Here is a 20559-nt window from a genome sequence, read left to right as displayed (position 1 = left end):
CGCCGCGTCCCCGCCCGCCGCCCGGCTGCGGCCGCGTCCCCGCTCCCGCCCGCCGGCCGCCGCGTCCCGCCTCCCGGCCGGTGCCCGGCGGGGCCCCGCCCCTCCCGGCCCCCCGCCGGGCGGGCGGCCGCCGCGTGGTCGGGGAAGCCCCCGGACTGGCACTAGAATGAACCGCATGTCCGAACCGACCGGTGCCGCCCGCCGTCGCGGGCCCTTCCAGGTCGGGGACCAGGTCCAGCTCACCGACCCCAAGGGACGCCACTACACGTTCACGCTCGAGGCCGGGAAGAACTTCCACACCCACAAGGGTTCCTTCCCCCACGACGAGCTGATCGGTGCCCCCGAGGGCACTGTCGTGCGTACCACGGGGAACGTCGCCTACCTCGCGCTGCGGCCCCTGCTCCCCGACTACGTCCTGTCCATGCCGCGCGGCGCCGCGGTGGTCTACCCCAAGGACGCGGGGCAGATCATCTCGATGGCCGACATCTTCCCCGGCGCCCGCGTCGTCGAGGCCGGTGTCGGGTCCGGGTCGCTCTCCACCTACCTGCTGCGCGCGGTCGGCGACCAGGGCATGCTCTCCTCGTACGAGCGCCGGGCCGACTTCGCGGACATCGCCCGCAAGAACGTCGAGCGGTACTTCGGCGGTCCGCACCCCGCGTGGAGGCTGACCGTCGGCGACCTCCAGGACCACCTGGCCGAGACCGAGGTCGACCGGGTCATCCTGGACATGCTCGCCCCCTGGGAGTGCCTGGACGCCGTCTCCAAGGCGCTGGTCCCCGGCGGCCTGGTCTGCTGCTACGTGGCGACCACCACCCAGATGTCGCGCACCGTCGAGGCGCTGCGCGAGCACGGGACGTTCACCGAGCCGCAGGCCTGGGAGACCATGGTCCGCACCTGGCACCTGGAGGGCCTGGCGGTCCGCCCGGACCACCGGATGATCGGCCACACCGGCTTCCTGCTCACCGCCCGCCGGCTCGCCGACGGCGTGGAGCCCCCGCTGCGCCGCCGCCGCCCCTCCAAGGGCGCCTACGGCGAGGACTACGAGGCGGCGGGCGGCGGCGCGGCCTGACGCGCCCCCGCACCGCCCCGCACGACGGCGGGGCGGGACGGACCGGTCCTCCGGCCCGCCCCGCCCCGCCGTCCGTGCTCCCCGGGCCGTCCGCAGCCCTCGCCGCACCCCGGCCGCACCCCGCCTCCGGACCCCCTCCCGCAGCCGCCTCCCGGGGCCTCCGGCAGCCACCCCGGCGGTCCGCACGGCCGCACCGCCCCGGGGGACGCGATCGCGCCACGGTGTGGCAGGATCTGGGCCACATGACATGCCCACCGTTCCGGCGGCCGGGCACACCCGCGCCGGTGGAGGGGATCACCAGGTGGACGCAGCAGCCGAGGCAGCGGACGCGGAGCCGCGTGCGGACGGGGGACGCGGACGGGGCGGCGGCCCCGCGCACGCCCGCTCCGGGCCGTTCCACTGGGCGGCCACGGCGGCCGCGGTCGGCGCGGTGATCACCACGGCCGTCGTCACGGCCCCGGCCGAGGGCGCCGCCCGGACGGCCCGCCCGGCCCCCTCCGGGGCCCCCAGCGCGCCCGTGGGCCCCGCCGCGCATCCGGTGCCCTCCGCGGCCCCGGCCGCCGCCCCCGACCCGGCCCGTGTCCGCCTGCCGCTGGACTGCGGTCCGTTCCCGGTGAAGGCGGCGCACTCCTCCTCCGCCGACCTCGACCGCGACGGCCGCCCCGAGACGGTGGTCGCCGCCCACTGCGACGGCACGAACGGCACACCGCCCGACGGCGTGTACCTCCTCGCGGCGGGACCCGCGGGCCCGCGGATCGCGGCCACCCTGGTGCGGCCGGAGGAGAACCTCGACGTGCTGGCGCTGGAGGCGGACCGGGACGGCACCGTCACGGCCCGGGTCCAGGGCTACTCCACCCTGGACGTGCCGCGCTGCTGCCCGGACGTCCACCTGATCCTGAGCTGGGCGCGGGCGGGCACCTCGTGGGTCCGCGCGCAGGTCCCGGACCCGCAGTAGGGCGGCCCCGCCCGCACCGCCCTGCCCCCGCCGGCCGCCCGCGGGCGGCCGGCGGGGGAGCGGACCGGTCCCGCGGTCCTACTCGGCGTCCGGCCCGTACACCTCCACGCGGTCGCGGGCGCGGCGGACGTGGATGCAGTCGCCCGGGCACTCCTTCGCCGAGTCCACCACGTCCTGAAGCACCGTCAGCGGCACCGGGACCGACGCGCCCGGCTCCTGCCGCAGCTCGTCGTCCTCGCCCTTCACGTAGGCCAGTCCGTCGATGTCGAGCTCGAAGACCTCGGGCGCGTACTGCGCGCAGATCCCGTCGCCGGTGCAGAGATCCTGGTCGATCCACACCTCGAGGGGCTCTGCTTCCGAAGGCCTGCCGGTCGGGGACATCTCGCCTGCCGTTTCTGTCCTGAGTCGCCCCGTCCGGGGCATTCCCGCCATTCGTACAACGATCGGTCCGGTTGCGGCGGCAGCGATCGCTCATTGACCTGATCGACGATACATCTGGTCGCTTTCCGCAGGTGCCGGGTGGGTATCTCCCTGGCGAGGGGAAGCGCGCAAGGGTGAAGATCGGACACGCCCCTTCCGTCTTTCTGATCTAGGGGTTTACACGCCCCCTGGCACAGGTAGGGTCTGGAAGCGTCCAGCTCCCCCGGAGGAGGTGAGGACCGTGGCAGCCCACGATGACGACTACAACCGCAGCAGCGCCAGGCCGGCTCGGGATTCCGAGGAGGCCGCTCAGGTCTCGTTCCTGGAGCAGGAGATTGCCGTGCTGCGCCGAAAGCTCGCCGACTCGCCGCGCCACTCGAGGATCCTCGAGGAGCGCATTGTCGAGCTGCAGACCAACCTGGCCGGTGTGACGGCCCAGAACGAGCGGCTCGCCGCCACCCTCCGCGAGGCCCGCGACCAGATCGTGGCCCTCAAGGAGGAGGTGGACCGGCTCGCCCAGCCCCCGGCCGGATTCGGCACCTTCCTCAGCACCGTCGAGGACGGGACGGCGGACATCTTCACCGGCGGCCGCAAGCTGCGGGTCAACGTCAGTCCCAACATCGACCTCGACGAGCTCCGGCGCGGCCAGGAGGTCCTGCTCAACGAGGCCATGAACATCGTGGACGCCCTCGAGTTCGAGTCCCTCGGCGAGATCGTCACCCTCAAGGAGGTCCTGGAGGACGGCGAGCGCGCCCTGGTGCTCGGCCACACCGACGAGGAGCGCGTGGTCCGGCTCGCCGAGCCGCTGCGCGACAGCCTCCTGCGGTCCGGTGACGCACTGCTGCTGGAGCCCCGCTCCGGCTACGTGTACGAGGTGATCCCGAAGTCCGAGGTCGAGGAGCTGGTCCTCGAGGAGGTCCCGGACATCGACTACCGGCAGATCGGCGGCCTGGCCAACCAGATCGAGCAGATCCGCGACGCCGTGGAGCTGCCGTACCTGCACGCCGACCTCTTCCAGGAGTACGAGCTCCGGCCGCCGAAGGGCGTCCTGCTCTACGGCCCGCCCGGCTGCGGCAAGACGCTCATCGCCAAGGCCGTGGCCAACTCCCTTGCCAAGAAGGTCGCCGAGGTCACCGGCCGCCCGCAGGGCAAGAGCTACTTCCTCAACATCAAGGGCCCCGAGCTGCTCAACAAGTACGTGGGCGAGACCGAGCGGCAGATCCGCCTGGTCTTCCAGCGGGCCCGGGAGAAGGCGAGCGAGGGCACGCCCGTCATCGTCTTCTTCGACGAGATGGAGTCGCTCTTCCGCACCCGCGGCTCCGGCGTCAGCTCGGACGTGGAGAACACCATCGTCCCGCAGCTGCTCGCCGAGATCGACGGCGTGGAGGGCCTGGAGAACGTCATCGTCATCGGCGCCTCCAACCGCGAGGACATGATCGACCCGGCGATCCTCCGGCCGGGCCGGCTGGACGTCAAGATCAAGATCGAGCGTCCGGACGCCGAGGCGGCCCGGGACATCTTCTCGAAGTACCTCAAGGCCACCCTGCCGCTGCACCCCGACGACCTCAAGGAGCACGGCTCCTCGGCGGACGCCGCCGTGGACGCCATGATCCAGTCGGTCGTGGAGCGGATGTACTCCGAGACCGAGGAGAACCGCTTCCTGGAGGTCACCTACGCCAACGGTGACAAGGAGGTCCTGTACTTCAAGGACTTCAACTCCGGGGCGATGATCCAGAACATCGTGGACCGGGCGAAGAAGATGGCCATCAAGGACTTCCTCGACCACGGCCAGAAGGGCCTGCGCGTCTCCCACCTGCTCGCCGCCTGCGTGGACGAGTTCAAGGAGAACGAGGACCTGCCCAACACCACCAACCCGGACGACTGGGCCCGCATCTCCGGCAAGAAGGGCGAGCGGATCGTCTTCATCCGCACGCTCGTCACCGGCAAGCAGGGCGCCGAGTCCGGCCGATCCATCGACACCGTGGCCAACACGGGTCAGTACCTGTAGGACCGGCCGCCCGCACGGGCCGCCGCACCACCGCCTCCACCGTCCGGCTGCGGGAGACCGCAATCTCCCGCAGCCGGACGGTGCGCGCGGCGGACGATCCGCCCGACGTCCGCCGGTGGTTCTAGGCTCGAAGGGCAGTGCCGCGCCCGGTCGGGGCGCGGTGCCGGGCAAGGAGGGCCGCATGTCAGTACGGCGCGTGATGGGGATCGAGACCGAGTACGGGATCTCCGTCCCCGGACACCCCAACGCCAACGCCATGCTCACCTCGTCGCAGATCGTCAACGCCTACGCGGCGGCGATGCAGCGGGCGAGGCGGGCCCGGTGGGACTTCGAGGAGGAGAACCCGCTCCGGGACGCCCGGGGTTTCGACCTCGCGCGCGAGGTCGCGGACTCCAGCCAGCTCACCGACGAGGACATCGGCCTGGCGAACGTGATCCTGACCAACGGCGCCCGGTTCTACGTCGACCACGCCCATCCGGAGTACAGCGCCCCGGAGACCACCAACCCGCGCGACGCCGTGCTCTGGGACAAGGCCGGCGAGCGGGTCATGGCCGCCGCCGCGGCGCGCGCCGCGGAGCTGCCCGGCGCCCAGCCGATCCACCTCTACAAGAACAACACCGACAACAAGGGCGCCTCCTACGGCTGCCACGAGAACTACCTGATGAGGCGGTCGACGCCGTTCACGGACATCGTCCGCCACCTCACCCCGTTCTTCGTCTCCCGGCAGGTGGTCTGCGGGGCCGGCCGGGTCGGCATCGGCCAGGACGGCTCGGCGCACGGCTTCCAGATCAGCCAGCGCGCGGACTACTTCGAGGTCGAGGTCGGCCTGGAGACGACCCTCAAACGGCCCATCATCAACACCCGGGACGAGCCGCACGCCGACGCCGAGCGCTACCGCCGGCTGCACGTCATCATCGGCGACGCCAACCTCTCCGAGGTCTCCACCTACCTCAAGCTGGGCACGACCGCCCTGGTCCTCTCCATGATCGAGGACGGCTTCATCTCGGTGGACCTCGCCGTGGACCAGCCGGTGCGCACCCTGCACCAGGTCTCGCACGACCCGACGCTCCAGCAGATCGTCACGCTCCGCAACGGCCGCACCCTCACCGCGGTGCAGCTCCAGATGGAGTACTGCGAGCTCGCCCACAAGTACGTCGAGGACCGCTACGGCGCCGACGCCGACGACCAGACCCGCGACGTGCTCGACCGCTGGGAGGACGTCCTCGGCCGCCTGGAGCGCGACCCGATGAGCCTGAGCCGGGAGCTGGACTGGATCGCCAAGAAGGAGATCCTGGAGGGGTACCGGCAGCGCGACGGCCTGGACTGGGACAACCCCCGGCTCCACCTGGTCGACCTGCAGTACTCCGACGTGCGGGCCGAGAAGGGCCTGTACAACCGCCTGGTGGCCCGTGGGCGCTTCGAGCGGCTGCTGGACGAGGACGCGGTCGCCAGGGCCGCCGTCAAGCCCCCGGAGGACACCCGTGCGTACTTCCGCGGCCGCTGCCTGGAGCAGTACGCGGACCACGTCGCGGCCGCCTCCTGGGACTCGGTCATCTTCGACCTGCCCGGACGGGACTCGCTGCAGCGCGTGCCCACGCTGGAGCCGCTGCGGGGCACCCGCAACCACGTGAAGGAGCTGCTCGACCGCTGCCGCACCGCGGAGGACCTCGTCCGCGTGCTGTCCGGCTCGTGACCCGGCGGTCACCAAGGGTGAAGCCCCCCTCCGGGGGGAATCATGAGGAGGAGCACCGGTCGTCGAGGAAGGTGCGCGTAACCGGAGCGCTTGTCACAGCCCGTAGGTAGGGTCTGACCAGTATCGCAGTCGAAGTGAGCGGGGTGAGGGAGATGGCGACCAAGGACACCGGCGGCGGCCAGCAGCGGGCCAACCGCTCCTCCGAGGAGGTCGAGGAGCAGGCCCCCGAGGCGCAGGGCTCGGACGACCTCAAGGAGCGGCAGGACAAGCTCTCCGACGACGTCGACGCCGTCCTGGACGAGATCGACGAGGTGCTGGAGTCGAACGCCGAGGACTTCGTCCGCGGGTTCGTCCAGAAGGGCGGCGAGTAGCGGCAGGACGGCGCCCGGTCCGGGGGGCGGGCGGCACCGCGGAGCACTCTCCGGAGTGCTCCGCGGTCTGCTGACCGCCCGGACCGGACCGGGTGCCCGCCCGCCGCGGACGCGGTGCGTTCCCGCACCGCGGACGCGGTGGAAGACGACCATGGAACGGGTAGGGTCCGTGCCGTACTGGTACGGCGGACCGCCGCCTTCTAGGAAGGGATCGTGTGGAAGCCAACACTCACGGCACCGGGCGTCTGCCGGCTGCCTTCCTGACCCCCGGGTCCTCCTCGTTCATCGACTTCCTGGGGCAGCACTCCCCGGAGCTGCTGCCCGGCCGCCGTCCGGCGGCCGGCGCGGCCGCGCTGGAGGCCCCGCACGGGACGACCATCGTCTCGGCCTCCTTCCGCGGCGGCGTGGTGCTGGCCGGCGACCGCCGCGCCACCATGGGCAACGTCATCGCCCAGCGCGACATCGAGAAGGTCTTCCCCGCCGACGAGTACTCCGCGGTCGGCATCGCCGGCACCGCGGGCCTCGCCGTGGAGATGGTGCGGCTCTTCCAGCTGGAGCTGGAGCACTACGAGAAGATCGAGGGCGCCCAGCTCTCCCTGGAGGGCAAGGCCAACCGCCTCTCCACGATGATCCGCGGCAACCTCGGCATGGCCATGCAGGGCCTCGCGGTGGTGCCGATCTTCGCCGGGTACGACCTCGACGAGGGCCGCGGCCGGATTTTCACCTACGACGTCACCGGCGGCCGCTCCGAGGAGCGCGGCTTCGCGGCCACCGGCTCCGGCTCGGTCTTCGCCCGCGGGTCGATGAAGAAGCTCTACCGCGACGACCTCACCGCCGACCAGGCCGCCACCCTGGCCGTCCAGGCCCTGTACGACGCCGCCGACGACGACTCGGCCACCGGCGGCCCGGACCTCGCCCGGCGGATCTTCCCCATCGTGGCCCTGGTGACCGAGGACGGCTTCCGCAGGCTGTCCGACGACGAGGTCGCCGAGATCGCACGCTCGGTGACCGCCGGGCGGATGGAGCAGCCCGACGGGCCCCAGGCGCCGCTGCTGTAGCCCCGGGGGCCCCGCCCCGTCCGCAACCCACCCCCGGCCCCGTCCGGGCCCACCGACAGAAGGGGACGACAGCCGGTGTCGACGCCGTTCTACGTCTCACCCCAGCAGGCCATGGCGGACCGCGCCGAGTACGCCCGCAAGGGCATCGCGCGCGGCCGCAGCGTGGTCGTGCTCACCTACACCGACGGCATCGTCTTCGTGGCGGAGAACACCTCCCGGGCGCTGCACAAGGTCAGCGAGATCTACGACCGCATCGCCTTCGCCGCCGTCGGCCGCTACAACGAGTTCGAGAACCTGCGCATCGGCGGCGTCCGCTACGCCGACCTGCGCGGCTACTCCTACGACCGGGCCGACGTCACCGCCCGCGGCCTGGCCAACGTCTACGCCCAGACCCTCGGCACCATCTTCTCCTCGGTCGGCGAGAAGCCGTACGAGGTCGAGCTGATCGTCGCCGAGGTCGGCAAGGGCCCCGAGGACGACCAGATCTACCGGCTCACCCCCGACGGCTCGGTCGTGGACGAGCACAACAGCGTCGTCGTGGGCGGCAACGCCGACTCCATCGGCAACTACCTGGGCCAGCGCCACCGGTCCGGGCTCACCCTGGCCGAGGCGCTCCGGCTCGCCGTGGACTCCCTGGCCCGGGACCCCAACGGGGGCACCCCCCGCACCATCACCCCGGAGCAGCTGGAGGTGGCCGTGCTGGACCGCAGCCGCCCCCAGAAGCGCAAGTTCAAGCGGGTCCTCGGCGCCCAGCTGGGCCGCCTGCTGGCCGCCGAGGACGACGCGCCCGTCGCGCCCCCGCTGGAGAGGAAGCCGGCCGGGCCGGAGGACGGCGGCGAGGGTGCCGCCGAGGGCGGCGGGGGCCCGTCCGCGCCCCTGCTCTGAGCCCCGCCCCGGAGCCCCAGCGGGCCGGGAGGGCCCCTGAGGGACCCGCCGGGCCCCCTGCGGGGCCCTCCCGGCCCGCTGGGGCCGTAAGGCCCGCCCGGACTCCCTGCGGGCCGTTCCGGCCCCGCGCCGCCGGCCCGGTGCGCCTCCGCGACGACCAGCGGTCGCGGGGGCGCACCGGCATGCCCGGAGCGCCCCCGCACAGGTCCGGGCCGGCCGGGGCGGCGGCCCGCGCCGCCGACGGGGCCGATCGGCGGAAGTCCCGCCGCACCCGCGGGCCGTGATCGAACCGCCGTCCCCGAAACGGTTTCAGAAGCGGCTCAAAAGCGTAAAGTCCCCTCATGGACCGCCGCATTTTCGGGCTGGAGAACGAGTACGGTGTCACCTGCACGTTCCGGGGGCAGCGGCGCCTGTCCCCGGACGAAGTGGCGCGCTACCTCTTCCGCCGTGTCGTCTCGTGGGGCCGCAGCAGCAACGTCTTCCTGCGCAACGGCGCCCGCCTCTACCTGGACGTCGGATCGCACCCGGAGTACGCCACGCCGGAATGCGACGACGTCACCGAACTGGTCACCCACGACAAGGCCGGGGAACGCATCCTCGAAGGGCTCCTCGTGGACGCCGAGAGGCGCCTGCACGAGGAGGGCATCGCCGGGGACGTCTACCTCTTCAAGAACAACACCGACTCCGCCGGGAACTCCTACGGCTGCCACGAGAACTACCTCGTGGCGCGGCACGGGGAGTTCTCCCGGCTGGCCGACATCCTCATCCCCTTCCTGGTCACCCGCCAGCTGATCTGCGGCGCCGGCAAGGTGCTGCAGACCCCGCGCGGCGCCGTGTACTGCGTCAGCCAGCGGGCCGAGCACATCTGGGAGGGCGTCAGCTCGGCCACCACCCGCTCCCGGCCGATCATCAACACCCGCGACGAGCCGCACGCCGATGCGGAGCGCTACCGTCGCCTGCACGTGATCGTCGGCGACTCCAACATGTCGGAGACCACCACCCTGCTCAAGGTCGGCGCCACCGACCTGGTGCTCCGCATGATCGAGGCCGGCACGGTGATGCGCGACCTCACCCTGGAGAACCCCATCCGGGCCATCCGCGAGGTCAGCCACGACCTCAGCGGCCGCCGCCAGGTCCGCCTGGCCAACGGCCGGGAGGCGTCCGCGCTGGAGATCCAGGAGGAGTACTACGCCAAGGCGGTCGAGTTCGCCGACCGCCGCGGCATCCGCACCGGCACGGTGGAGCGCGTCCTGGACCTGTGGGGCCGCACCCTCGACGCGGTCCGCACCGAGGACCTCGCCAAGGTCGGCACGGAGATCGACTGGGTCATGAAGTACCAGCTGATCGAGCGCTATCGCGAGAAGAACGGGATGAGCATGTCGCATCCCCGGGTGGCCCAGATCGACCTCGCGTACCACGACATCCACCGCCGCCGCGGCCTGTTCTACCTGCTGCAGAACAAGGGGCAGGCGGAGCGGGTGACCACCGACCTCAAGACCTTCCAGGCCAAGTCGGTGCCGCCGCAGACCACCCGGGCCCGCCTCCGCGGCGACTTCATCCGCCGCGCCCAGGAGCAGCGCCGGGACTTCACGGTCGACTGGGTCCACCTCAAGCTCAACGACCAGGCGCAGCGCACGGTCCTGTGCAAGGACCCCTTCCGCTCCGTGGACGAGCGGGTGGACAAGCTCATCGCCGGCATGTGACCGGCCCGCGGAGGACGGGCGCACGGCCGCCGGGCCGCTGATCGGAAGGGATGACCGATCACCGGTCCGGCGGAGCGTCGGCCGCCGCCTGCCGGGAACGGCGGCACGTCGGGTCCTATGGTGTCCGGAGAGTCCGGACATCAGGGGACCCGACCCGTGTGTCCGGCCCCCGGCGGTCCGGGGAGCCGGTCCGGGGGCCCGGTCCCGCACGTCCGGTCCCCGTGCGCCGGCCCGCGGGCCGGCCTGAGCGACCGACAGTGAGGAACGCCGTGCGTCCCATCGCCGCGCTGCTCGTCCTGCCCCTCATGCTCCTCACCGGGTGCGGCAGCGACGGCGGCTCCAACGGCCCGAGCAGCCCCCCGGCCTCCGCCTCCGCCCCGGCCTCGCCGCCGCCGGTGCCGACCCCGGTGGCCTCCGCGTCGCCGATGCCCTCCGTCTCCGGGGCCCCCGGCAGGAGGGCGTCCATCACCCTCCCCTCCGGGCCGCCCACCGGCAGGTTCGTGGTGGCCACGGCCACGCAGGGGACCGGTCCGGTCGTCGGCAAGGGGGACTGGGTGACGATCCAGTACACCGCCACGGACTGGACGACCCGCAAGGCCATCCCCAGCTCCTACGACCGCGGCCAGAAGCCGCAGCTCTACCAGGCGGGCTCCGGCCAGCTGATCCCGGCCTTCGACACCGGGGTGGTGGGCCGCAGGGTCGGCAGCCGGGTGCTGGTGGTGGCGCCTCCCGCGGCCGCCTTCGGCGGCAAGGGCAGCACCGCCCTGGGGGTGGGCCCTGACGACACGCTGGTCTTCGCGGTCGACGTCCTGAGCGCCGTGCCCCAGGACACCGTGCTGCGGGGCCGGGCCGTCCCGGCGCCGTCCGGCATGCCGCAGGTGAAGGACAACGGGAGGGCGGCCGCCACCATCACCGTGCCCGCCGGGCAGAAGCCGCCGACCGCGCTGCAGAAGGCGGTGCTGATCAAGGGCGACGGGCCGAAGGTGGCCTCCGGGCAGACGATCGTCGCCCAGTACACGGGTGCGCTGTGGGCGACGGGGAAGAACTTCGACTCCTCCTGGGACCACGGCGGCGCCACCGCGTTCCAGATCGGCACCGGCAACGTCATCAAGGGCTGGGACCAGGGGCTGGTCGGCCAGACCGTGGGCAGCAGGGTGCTGCTGGTCATCCCGCCGTCGCTCGGCTACGGGGCCAAGGCGCAGGGCCCCATTCCCGCCGACTCCACGCTGGTCTTCGTCATCGACATCCTCCAGGCCGTCTGACGTCCTCCCGGCCGGGCGGCTGCGGGGGCGGGCACCGGGCCCGGGGGCCCCGCCCGGCCGCCCGGCCGCGGGCGCGTACGGGGCCCCGGGCCGCCGCTCCGGGCCGCCGCCCGGCCGGACCTGACATACTGCTGCCGCTCTGCGCAGCAGTGACGAGGAACGGCGAATTGGGGAGTCATGTCTGAGAACGCGCCGGGCCCGGGCGACCCCCGCGGGACCAGCGACCCGGCCGCGCTGCGGCCGGGCGGGGCCGTGGGCGGCACGGGCGAGTCCATAGTGGTCCGCAAGGCCGAGGTCGGACGCCGGGCGGCCCGGCCCGCGGAGGAGGAGCAGCCGCAGGTCTTCGCCTCCAACGTGCGGCGCCGCCCGCAGTCCGAGGCCGGGTACGACGAGGAGCCGACCGGCGTCGGCCGGCTCGGCGTGGTGCTCGGCACGGTCCTCGCCGTGCTGCTCGTCGGCAGCGGTGTCACGCTGTACCTGACCAACCGGGGCGGCGACGACGCGGCCGCGCCGGCCGCCGAGGCCGCGCAGACCCCCACCGCCGCCCCGTCCGCGCCCCCGCAGCCGACCGTGCCGCCGATCAAGGACACCGCCGCGGTGCTCCCGACCGTCACCGGTGCCTTCGGGAAGCCGGCGGTCATCCAGGTGCCCAAGGCCAAGCCCGACGGGACCTTCGTGGTGAAGACCCTCTCCCAGGGCGGCGGCCCGGTGGTGAAGAAGGGCGACTGGGTCACCGTCGACTACACGGGCAAGGACTGGGAGAGCGGGAAGGCCATCCCCGGCTCGTACGACAAGGGCGGCCACCCGCAGTTCTTCCAGGCCGGCGCGGGCGAGCTCATCGCCGCGCTGGACCGGAGCATCGCGGGCCACCGGGTGGGCAGCCGCGTCCTCGTCGTCGCGCCGCCCGCGGCCGCCTTCGGCGCCCAGGGCAACCCGCAGGCGGGGGTGGGCCCCGGGCACACCCTGACCTTCGCCCTGGACATCGTCCGGGCCACCGACCCGGCGGCCGTCGTCCAGGGCACCCCGGTGCCGGCCCCGGCCGGCCTGCCGCAGGTCCAGGACCACGGCAGGAAGGCGGCGACCATCACGCCGCCCAAGGGCGTCCCCGCGCCCAAGGAGCTGAAGTCCGCCGTGCTGATCCCGGGCAAGGGCCCGAAGGTCACCGCCGGGCAGAAGGTCGTGGTCCAGTACACCGGCCTGCTCTACAGCAACGGCAAGAAGTTCGACTCCTCGCTGGACCGCGGCCAGGCGTTCTCCTTCGCCACCGGCGGCGGCCAGGTCATCGAGGGCTGGGACAAGGGCCTGGTCGGGCAGAAGGTCGGCAGCCGCGTCGAGCTGGTGATCCCGCCGTCCCTCGGCTACAAGGACCAGGCGCAGGGCTCCATCCCCGCGAACTCCACCCTGGTGTTCGTCGTGGACATCCTGGACGCGGGGTAGGAATGACCGGGCGGCCGCCCTCGCGGCGTCCCGCCCTGTACGCGACAGACGTGCCCCGGAACCGCCGGGGCCATGGAAAGAGGCATTGTGAGCATCGAGAAGCCGCTGGTTGACTTCCCGGGCGGCGAGCCGCCGGCCGAGCTGCAGATCCGCGACATCTGGGTGGGCGACGGGGCCGAGGCCAAGCCGGGGCAGACGGTGGAGGTCCACTACGTGGGCGTCGCCTTCAGCACCGGCGAGGAGTTCGACGCCAGCTGGAACCGCAACCAGACGTTCCGCTTCCCGCTGGGCGGCGGCCGGGTCATCAAGGGCTGGGACCAGGGCGTCGTCGGCATGAAGGTCGGCGGCCGCCGCGAGCTGGTCATCCCGGCGCACCTGGCCTACGGCAACCAGAGCCCCACCCCCGCCATCAAGCCCGGCGAGACGCTGATCTTCGTGGTGGACCTGCTGTCGGTCTGACGCCGCCGCCCGACCGGCCCCGCGGCCGGTCCCGCCGGCCGCGACCCGCACGCCGCCCCCCGGTCCGCCGGGGGGCGGCGTGCGTTCCGGGCCGCCCGCACACCCGTGCCCCGACTTCACCCCCGCACCAGGTTTCCCAGGTCGCGCCGGTGACGGTACGGTCGAGGCGCCGGGCACGGCCGCCCGGCAGGTGCCCCGTGCACCGGCAGCACACCGGAAGGGTCAGCGATGGCGATCGCCAAGGCAGAGCGGCTGATGAACCTCGCCCTGTGCCTGATGAACACCCGGCGTCCGCTCTCCAAGCGGGAGCTCCGGGACTCCATCGAGGCCTACCGGGAGGCGTCCGCCTCCGGCAGCGAGGACGCCTTCAACCGGATGTTCGAGCGGGACAAGGACGACCTGCGGGAACTCGGCCTGGTCATCGACATCGACGAGTCCGCGCTCGACGGCGAGGCCGGCTACGTCGCCCGCCGCGACCGCAACCGGCTCCCCGAGATCGCCCTGGACGCGGAGGAGGCCGCCGCGCTCAGCCTGGCCGCCCGGGTCTGGCAGCAGGCGCGGCTCGCGGGCGCCGCCAGCGGCGCCCTGCAGAAGCTCCGCGCGGCCGGCGTGCCCTTCGAGGAGGCCGCCGACCGGGAGCACACCGCCCTGGAGCCGCGCATCCTCGCCCGCGAGGCCGCCTTCGAACCCCTCCTGGCCGCCGCCCGCGACCGCCGCCCGGTCGCCTTCGACTACCGCAAGGCGGGGGCCGTCGACCCCGAGCAGCGCACCGTCGAGCCCTGGGCGCTGGAGTGCTGGCACGGCCACTGGTACGTGGCGGGCTGGGACCGCGACCGCAAGGACGTCCGGGTCTTCCGGCTCAGTCGCATCACCGGCCGGGTCCGCGCCCGCGCCGGCCGGTTCACGGCCGAGGTGCCCGACCACGTGGACGTGCGCGAGACCGTCGCCCGCTTCGCCGGCGAGGGCGCCACCGCCGCCGCCCGCATCCGGCTGCGCCGGGGCGCGGCCTTCCCGCTGCGGGCGAAGGCGCTGTCGGTCGAGCCGGTGGACGCCGACTGGGACGAGCTGGAGGTGCCCCACGGCCACGGCCTGGGCGCCTGGCTCGCCGAGTTCGGCGCCGACGTGGTGGTCCTCGGGCCGGACGACCTGCGCGCCGACGTCGTCGACCGGCTGCGCGCCGTCGCCGGCCTCGCCCCCGCGGACCCCGCCGCCGCGACCGCCGACGCCCCCGGGACCGCCGACGCCCCCGCCCCCGGGACCGCCGACGCCCCCGCCCCCGGGACCGCCGACGCCCCCGCCCCCGGGACCGCCCGGGGCGCCTCCGCCCCCGAGACCGCCCCCCAGGGAGCCCAGCGGTGAGCAACGCCATCGACCAGACCCGCCGGATGCTCTCCCTCGTCACCTACCTGCGCGAACGCCCCGGCGCCCGGGTCGGCGAGGTCGCCCGCGCCTTCGGCGTCACCGAGCAGGAGCTCGTCGCCGACCTCAACGTGCTGCCCATGTGCGGCACCAGCTTCCGCGGCGGCGACCTCCTCGACATCGACACCGACGGCGAGCGCATCTGGTGGCACAACGCCGACGACGTGGCCCAGCCGCTGCGCCTGGCCGCCGACGAGGCCACCGCCCTGCTGGTCGCCGCCCGCGCGGTCGCGGCCCTGCCCGGCCTGCGCGAGCGGGACCGGCAGGCGCTCACCCGGGCCGTCGCCAAGATCGAGTCCGCCGCCGGCGAGAGCGCGCAGGGCAGCGCCCGGGTCGGCGTCACCTTCGAGGCCGAGGGCCACGTCTTCGCCGACGTCGACCGGGCCCTCTCGGAGCGCCGCCGGCTCTGGCTCCGCTACTACTCCTACGGCCGCGGCGGCATGACCGAGCGTGAGGTGGACCCCATCCGCCTGGTCACCGAGGGCCACACCTACCTGGAGGCCTGGTGCCGGGTCTCCGAGGGGCGCCGCATGTTCCGGCTCGACCGGGTCGCCGACATCCGCGTCCTGGACACCCCCGCCGACCCGCCGCCGCTGGAGGTGCGCGACCTCTCCGACGGGCTGGTGCACCCCGACGCCGACGACCCCGAGGTCGTCCTGGAGGTCGGACCGGCCGGCCGCTGGGTCACCGAGTACTACACCCACGACGAGGCGGTCGAGCTTCCCGACGGCGGGCTGCGTATCACCCTGCGCACCCCGGAACCCGCCGGGCTGCGCCGCCTGGCCCTGCGGCTCGGACGCGACGGCCGCATCGCCGCCCCCGCGGACCTCGCCGCACAGGCCCGCGCCGCCGCACTGGAGGCGCTGGCCGCCTACGGGTCCGACGGGTCCGTGCAGGGGACGGCGGGGAGCTGACCGGCGCCCCGGGGCGGCGGGACGGGGCCCGGACGGGCCCGGAGAGGAACGGAATGCGGGTGTCCGCGACCACGCGTTTCAAGGCGTTCTGCACGGAGTGCCGCAGCAAGGTGGAGCTGGGGGCGGAGGCGCTGCGCCTCGCCGTCGGCCGCACCAGCGAGCGGACCTTCTACAGCTTCACCTGCCCGGAGTGCGGCGCCGCGGTGCGCAGGCCGGCCGGCGAGCGCATCGTCGCCGCGCTGACCGGCGCGGGTGTCAGCACCATGCGGCTGCACCTGGGGCCGTGAGCCCGCGCTCCGTGGCGCGGCGGTCCGGGGCGCGGCGGTCCGTGGCGCCGCCGTCCGGCCGCCCGCGCCCGCGCTGCCGGCGCCCCCGCCCCCGCGACGCCGCCGTCCGGGTCCGGCGCCCCATGCCCTAGGCTCGGCGGCATGCCTTGGATGACCACCGCCGCCGTCGGACTGGCCACCGCCGGGCTGCTCGTGCTCGGCCTGCTCGCGGTGCGGCTCTGGCGTGACGTGCGCCACCTCGCCCGCGAGGTGGACGCGGCCTCCCGCGCCGTCGCCCGCGCCGCCGCGACGCTGGAGGAGGCCGCCGCGCCCCTGGCCGACGCCCTCGCCGCGACCGCCCCCGGCGCCGGCCGGTGACCTCCGCACGGTCCTCGGACTCGTCCCCCGCCTCCCGGCCGCGTTACGCTCGTGAAGCGGACCCCGGGCAGGCGACGGGGCCCGTCCCCACGGAGACCGGCCGGAGTATCCCGGCCGTTCATCCGCGCAGGCTACGATCGCCGTCAGGAGACCGGTACAGCTGCCCGGACCGTGCCTCCCGCGCCTCGACCCGCAGGCGCACACCTCTGACAAGCCCCTCGGCGGGAAGGTAGTCGCACATGTTCGGCAGGCTCGGAGCACCCGAGATCATCCTCATCCTCGTGGTCGTCGTACTGCTGTTCGGGGCCAAGCGGCTCCCCGACATGGCCCGCTCCCTCGGCCAGTCGCTGCGGATCCTCAAGAGCGAGACGAAGGCCATGAAGGCGGACGGCGCCGCCCAGGACCACCCCGCGGACCCGGCCCCCGTCGCTCCGAAGACCATCCAGGCCGCCCCCGGCGACACCGCCGGCGCGCGTCCGGTCGGCGAGCAGGCCGCCGCGCCGCAGCGGGACGCCCAGCGCTGACCCTCCGGTCCGCGCACCGCCTCCCGCACCACCAGCAGAGCCGCGGGCGGGCCGCCCGGCCCCCTGCACGAGTCGAGGACCAGGGTTGCTGAAGTCCGCCAAGGCTGCCGCCAGGGCGCCGAAGGACCCCGAGGGGCGCATGTCCCTCGGTGACCACTTGAGGGAGCTGCGCAACCGCCTGATGAAGGCCGTGGGCGCCATCCTGGTGGTCACGATCGCCGCCGCCTTCTACTACCGGGACCTGATCGACTTCCTGATCCGGCCCCTCGACGGCTGTACCGCCAAGATGAACGGCACCGGCGGCGAGCAGTGCATCATCGCCGTCACCAACCTGCTGTCGCCGTTCGGCCTGGCCATCAAGGTCTCCCTCACCGCGGGCCTCATCATCGCGAGCCCCGTGTGGCTGTACCAGCTGTGGGCGTTCATCGCGCCGGGCCTGCACCGGCACGAGAAGAAGTACAGCCTGGCCTTCCTCGCCCTCGGCATCCCCCTCTTCCTCGGCGGCGCCTGGTTCGCGTACTCGATCCTGCCGACCACCGTCGCCACGCTGCAGTCGTTCACGCCGCACAACGCGACCAACATCCAGAACGTCGACGACTTCCTCAACATCGCGACCCGCATGGTCATCGTCTTCGGCCTCTCCTTCGAGCTGCCGCTCGTCCTGATCATGCTGAACTTCGGCGGTGTCCTCAGCGCCCGCCGGATGGGCGGCTGGTGGCGGGGCATGGTCATGGGCATCACCCTGTTCACGGCGATCGCCACCCCGACGACCGACCCGGTCAGCATGCTGCTCCTCGCCGGGCCGATCCTGCTGCTCTACGTCCTCGCCTGCGCCGTGGCCTGGCTCAACGACCGGCGCCGCGGCCGGGCACGGGCCGCGGACCCCAACGCCGGACTGGACGACGAGGAGGCCTCCGTCCTGGACCTGGCCCCGGCCCCGCTCGCCCCCGTGGAGCACGTCGGCGGAGCCGCCCCCCTCCTCGGGGAGCCCGGACCGGCCGAGGCGCAGGCGGGGCGCGCCGAGCGCTTCGACGACGTCACCTGACCCCCTGATGGCGGACACCGGCCCCCCGGACACCGGGCCTCTCGACAGCGGGCTCCCGTGCGCCGGACCTCCCGGCAGCAGGCTCCCTGACACCGGCCTCTCCGACACCGGCCCCTCCGACACCGGGCTCCCGGACAGCGGACCCCCCGACACCGGCCCCTCCGACACCGGGCTCCCCGACAGCGGACCCCCCGACAGCGGACCCCCCGACACCGGCCTCTCCGGCACCGGCCCCCCGGGGCCCGGCGCGCAGCCGCTCCCGCACCGCGAACGGGTCATGGTGCAGGAGCGGCTGCGCGACCAGATCGCCAAGGCCCTGCGCGCCGCGCTGTCCTCGGGCGAGCTGGAGCCCGGCGCCCTGTACTCCGCGCCCGTGCTCGCCGCCCGGTACGGCGTCTCGGCGACCCCCGTCCGCGAGGCGATGCTCGACCTGGTCCGGGAGGGCCTGGTCGAGCCGGTCCGCAACAAGGGCTTCCGGGTGACCGAGCCGAGCGGGCGCGACCTGGCCGAGTTCGCCGAGGTGCGGGCGCTGGTCGAGGTCCCCATCGCCGGGCTCGTCGCCCGCACCGCCACCGCCGCCCAGCTCGGCGCGCTGCGCCCGCCGGCCGAGGAGGCGGTGGCCGCCGCGGAGCGCGGCGACGCCGCCGGCTGCCGGGAGGCCTCCCGCCGCTTCCACGCGGCGCTGCTGGGCCTGTCCGGGAACCGGCGGCTGGTCGAGGTCGCCGCCGACCTCGGCAGGCGGTCCTCCCCGCCCGGCGCCCCGGGACCGGAGGACCTGGCCGCCGCAGCCCGGGACCACCTGGACCTGCTGGACCTGCTGGCCGCCGGCGACGCGGCCGGCGCCGAGCGCTGCATGCGCCGCCACCTGGACCGCCTCCGGGGGGCCGGCCTCCCGGCCCCCCGGAGGGGCCGGCCGGCCGGCCGGAGCGGGACGCCCGGGGTTCAGAACGTCAGTCGCCAGCTGTCGATGTAGCCGGTGTCCTGCGCGTACCTGTCCTGCACCCGCAGCCTCCAGGTGCCGTTCGCGACCTCCGAGGAGGCGTTCACCGTGTAGGTGGCGCTCACGTTGTCGGCGGAGTCGCTCGTGCTGCTGCTCTTCAGCCGGTACGTGCTGCCGTCCGGCGCCACCAGGTCGACGACCAGGTCGCCGCGGTAGGTGTGCTTGATCTCCACGCCGACCTTCAGGGTGGAGGGGGCGTTGCCGGTGATCCCGCTGACGGTGACGGGCGACTCCACGGCGGCGCCCGCGTCGGGGATCGCGACGTCCGCGGTGTTCTCGAAGACGGTCCCGGGCGGGGGCGGGGGCGGGGTGGCCGTGCCGGTGCCGAGCGTCCAGACGGCGTTGGCGATGGCGTCGGTGTTGTTGTCCAGCGCCGTCGTGCTCAGGTTGGCCGAGGTGTCGCAGGAGGCGTGGTAGCACGCGTCGAACGCCCGGCCCGCGGTGCCGCCCCACTTGGCGGCCTGGGCGGAGGTCTTGATGTAGTCGGCGCCCGAGAACAGGCCGCCGACCCGGATCCCGGCGTTCTTGAACGGCGAGTGGTCCGAGCGGCCGTCGCCCTCGGTCTCGGGCTCGGTCGCGATGCCCTTGGCGGTGAACCAGTCCTTGAAGAGCGACTCCAGCGCCGGGTCGTCGTCGTAGACGAAGTAGCCGGGGTTGGGCGAGCCGATCATGTCGAAGTTGAGGTACGCGTCGATCGAGGACCGCTGGGCGGCGGAGAGGCCGTTCACGTACTGCTTCGACCCGACCATGCCGTACTCCTCGGCGCCCCACCACGCGAACCGCAGGTGCTTGGCGGGCTGCAGTCCGGCCCGGGAGACGGCGAGCGCGACCTCCAGGATGCCGGCCGAGCCGGAGCCGTTGTCGTTGATGCCGGGGCCGGCCGTCACCGAGTCGAGGTGCGCGCCGGACATCACCGTGTGGGCGGTGTCGCCGCCGGGCCAGTCGGCGATCACGTTCCAGCCGGTGGCGCCGTTGTAGGTGAAGGACTGCAGGGTCGTGGTGAACCCGGCCGCGTCCAGCCTGCCCTTCACGAAGTCGACCGAGGCCCGGTAGCCGGTCCGGCCGTGGGCCCGGTTGCCGCCGTTGGCGTTGGCGACGGACTGCAGCTGGTCCAGGTCGGCCTTCACGTCGGCGACCGGGATGTCGGGCGCGGCGAGGGCGGGGGTCCCGAGGGCCGGGGCGAGGACGGGGGCGGTGCTCCTCCCGGTGTCCGCGGGTGCCGCGGAGGCGAGGGCCGAGGGGGCGAGCAGGGCGGTGGCGAGCGCGGCGACCGTGCCGGCCGCGGTGGCGCAGCGGCGCAGGCGGGTTGGCCGCACGGGGCGCTGTCCGGCGCTGGGTGTCATGGGGGCTCCGATGTCCGGCGGGGTGAGGCGGAACGAACGGATGCCCCGCGGCGCGGCCGGTGGGGCGTCCGATCGGAGGTGCGAGCCCGATGCTGAAGCCATGGATGTGTTCACGTCAATAGCGCGCCGCCGTGCGGGCCCCGAAAACGGTGTTATCGATGTCGGTGCCGCCGGGTAACCTCTGGCTTGAGATGCTCCTTCACCACACCGACCACACCCGCTGCGCCCCGGCGCCGGCCCAGGCCGACGCGGCCCCGCAGCCGCAGGCGCCGCCGCACGCCCTCCCGTCCAGCCCCAGCGGGCAGCACTCCCACGGGAAGAAGAGGTGACGCCGATGAGCAGCGCCATCC

General features: G+C 74.0%; 20 protein-coding genes and 1 pseudogene. 19 read left to right on the top strand and 2 right to left on the bottom strand.

The genetic code is table 11. From position 1 onward, the window contains the following. The first annotated feature begins 175 nt into the window (after positions 1-175). Both ACFY07_RS02650 and ACFY07_RS02645 read left to right on the top strand, forming a co-directional pair. Complete coding sequence (locus ACFY07_RS02650; RefSeq protein ID WP_230647881.1) at positions 176-1069, top strand: tRNA (adenine-N1)-methyltransferase; 894 nt, start codon at positions 176-178, stop codon at positions 1067-1069. Between the two features lie 301 nt (positions 1070-1370). After that, positions 1371-2024 carry a hypothetical protein gene (locus ACFY07_RS02645; protein ID WP_390867017.1) on the top strand — a complete coding sequence of 218 codons (654 nt, stop codon included), beginning with the start codon at positions 1371-1373 and terminating at the stop codon, positions 2022-2024. Positions 2025-2102: 78 nt separating this feature from the next. Here ACFY07_RS02645 and ACFY07_RS02640 read toward each other — a convergent pair whose 3' ends face one another. Further along, a complete protein-coding gene (locus ACFY07_RS02640) occupies positions 2103-2405 on the bottom strand; it encodes a ferredoxin (protein WP_390867016.1) in 303 nt (100 codons plus the stop codon). Positions 2406-2685: 280 nt separating this feature from the next. Between ACFY07_RS02640 and arc the strand changes: the two genes are divergently transcribed. From arc to ACFY07_RS02560, 16 genes and pseudogenes are all read left to right on the top strand, one after another. Further along, positions 2686-4452 (top strand): proteasome ATPase, encoded by a 1767-nt coding sequence (gene arc, locus ACFY07_RS02635; RefSeq protein ID WP_230647878.1) that lies wholly within the window; start codon positions 2686-2688, stop codon positions 4450-4452. A gap of 181 nt (positions 4453-4633) precedes the next feature. Continuing rightward, positions 4634-6145, top strand: coding sequence for a depupylase/deamidase Dop (gene dop / locus ACFY07_RS02630; protein ID WP_374228039.1), 1512 nt, complete (start codon positions 4634-4636; stop codon positions 6143-6145). A gap of 152 nt (positions 6146-6297) precedes the next feature. Beyond that, positions 6298-6516 (top strand): ubiquitin-like protein Pup, encoded by a 219-nt coding sequence (locus ACFY07_RS02625; RefSeq protein WP_230647877.1) that lies wholly within the window; start codon positions 6298-6300, stop codon positions 6514-6516. A 215-nt stretch (positions 6517-6731) separates the two neighbouring features. Then, positions 6732-7574: a proteasome subunit beta gene (gene prcB / locus ACFY07_RS02620; protein WP_230647876.1), complete on the top strand. Its 843-nt coding sequence runs from the start codon at positions 6732-6734 to the stop codon at positions 7572-7574. Between the two features lie 75 nt (positions 7575-7649). Continuing rightward, a complete protein-coding gene (gene prcA / locus ACFY07_RS02615; RefSeq protein ID WP_230647875.1) occupies positions 7650-8459 on the top strand; it encodes a proteasome subunit alpha in 810 nt (269 codons plus the stop codon). 341 nt (positions 8460-8800) lie between these two features. Beyond that, positions 8801-10162: a Pup--protein ligase gene (gene pafA / locus ACFY07_RS02610; RefSeq protein ID WP_230647874.1), complete on the top strand. Its 1362-nt coding sequence runs from the start codon at positions 8801-8803 to the stop codon at positions 10160-10162. A gap of 269 nt (positions 10163-10431) precedes the next feature. After that, a complete protein-coding gene (locus ACFY07_RS02605; RefSeq protein WP_390867015.1) occupies positions 10432-11424 on the top strand; it encodes an FKBP-type peptidyl-prolyl cis-trans isomerase in 993 nt (330 codons plus the stop codon). Between the two features lie 177 nt (positions 11425-11601). After that, complete coding sequence (locus ACFY07_RS02600) at positions 11602-12861, top strand: FKBP-type peptidyl-prolyl cis-trans isomerase (RefSeq protein WP_390867014.1); 1260 nt, start codon at positions 11602-11604, stop codon at positions 12859-12861. 87 nt (positions 12862-12948) lie between these two features. Continuing rightward, positions 12949-13320, top strand: coding sequence for an FKBP-type peptidyl-prolyl cis-trans isomerase (locus ACFY07_RS02595; protein WP_230647871.1), 372 nt, complete (start codon positions 12949-12951; stop codon positions 13318-13320). A gap of 228 nt (positions 13321-13548) precedes the next feature. Beyond that, positions 13549-14505, top strand: a pseudogene (locus tag ACFY07_RS02590) (helix-turn-helix transcriptional regulator); the annotation flags it as partial. 200 nt (positions 14506-14705) lie between these two features. Then, entirely contained in the window at positions 14706-15653 is a 948-nt protein-coding gene (locus ACFY07_RS02585; protein ID WP_390867067.1) for a helix-turn-helix transcriptional regulator, read from the top strand. A 53-nt stretch (positions 15654-15706) separates the two neighbouring features. After that, positions 15707-15940, top strand: a complete 234-nt coding sequence (locus tag ACFY07_RS02580) for a hypothetical protein (protein ID WP_390867013.1) — start codon at positions 15707-15709, stop codon at positions 15938-15940. Between the two features lie 141 nt (positions 15941-16081). Continuing rightward, positions 16082-16297, top strand: a complete 216-nt coding sequence (locus ACFY07_RS02575) for a hypothetical protein (RefSeq protein ID WP_390867012.1) — start codon at positions 16082-16084, stop codon at positions 16295-16297. A 239-nt stretch (positions 16298-16536) separates the two neighbouring features. Then, entirely contained in the window at positions 16537-16821 is a 285-nt protein-coding gene (tatA, locus tag ACFY07_RS02570; RefSeq protein WP_390867011.1) for a Sec-independent protein translocase subunit TatA, read from the top strand. Positions 16822-16960: 139 nt separating this feature from the next. Beyond that, the gene (gene tatC / locus ACFY07_RS02565; RefSeq protein WP_230647867.1) at positions 16961-17866 is read left to right on the top strand and encodes a twin-arginine translocase subunit TatC; all 906 of its coding nucleotides are present in this window, start codon (positions 16961-16963) and stop codon (positions 17864-17866) included. A 277-nt stretch (positions 17867-18143) separates the two neighbouring features. Then, positions 18144-18839: a GntR family transcriptional regulator gene (locus ACFY07_RS02560; RefSeq protein ID WP_390867066.1), complete on the top strand. Its 696-nt coding sequence runs from the start codon at positions 18144-18146 to the stop codon at positions 18837-18839. Here ACFY07_RS02560 and ACFY07_RS02555 read toward each other — a convergent pair. Next, positions 18809-20209 carry a M28 family metallopeptidase gene (locus tag ACFY07_RS02555; protein WP_390867010.1) on the bottom strand — a complete coding sequence of 467 codons (1401 nt, stop codon included), beginning with the start codon at positions 20207-20209 and terminating at the stop codon, positions 18809-18811. The two genes, ACFY07_RS02560 and ACFY07_RS02555, sit on opposite strands and share 31 nt — an antisense overlap. Before the next feature lie 191 nt (positions 20210-20400). On the opposite strand from ACFY07_RS02555, the gene ACFY07_RS02550 reads away from it, so the two are divergent. After that, positions 20401-20538, top strand: a complete 138-nt coding sequence (locus tag ACFY07_RS02550) for a hypothetical protein (RefSeq protein ID WP_230647863.1) — start codon at positions 20401-20403, stop codon at positions 20536-20538. Positions 20539-20559: the final 21 nt, after the last annotated feature.

This window comes from Streptomyces sp. NPDC001380 (assembly GCF_042895785.1).
Classification (GTDB): Bacteria; Actinomycetota; Actinomycetes; order Streptomycetales; family Streptomycetaceae; genus Peterkaempfera.
Note: the sequence above shows the minus strand (reverse complement) of the source record. Positions and strands in the feature narration are given on the sequence as shown.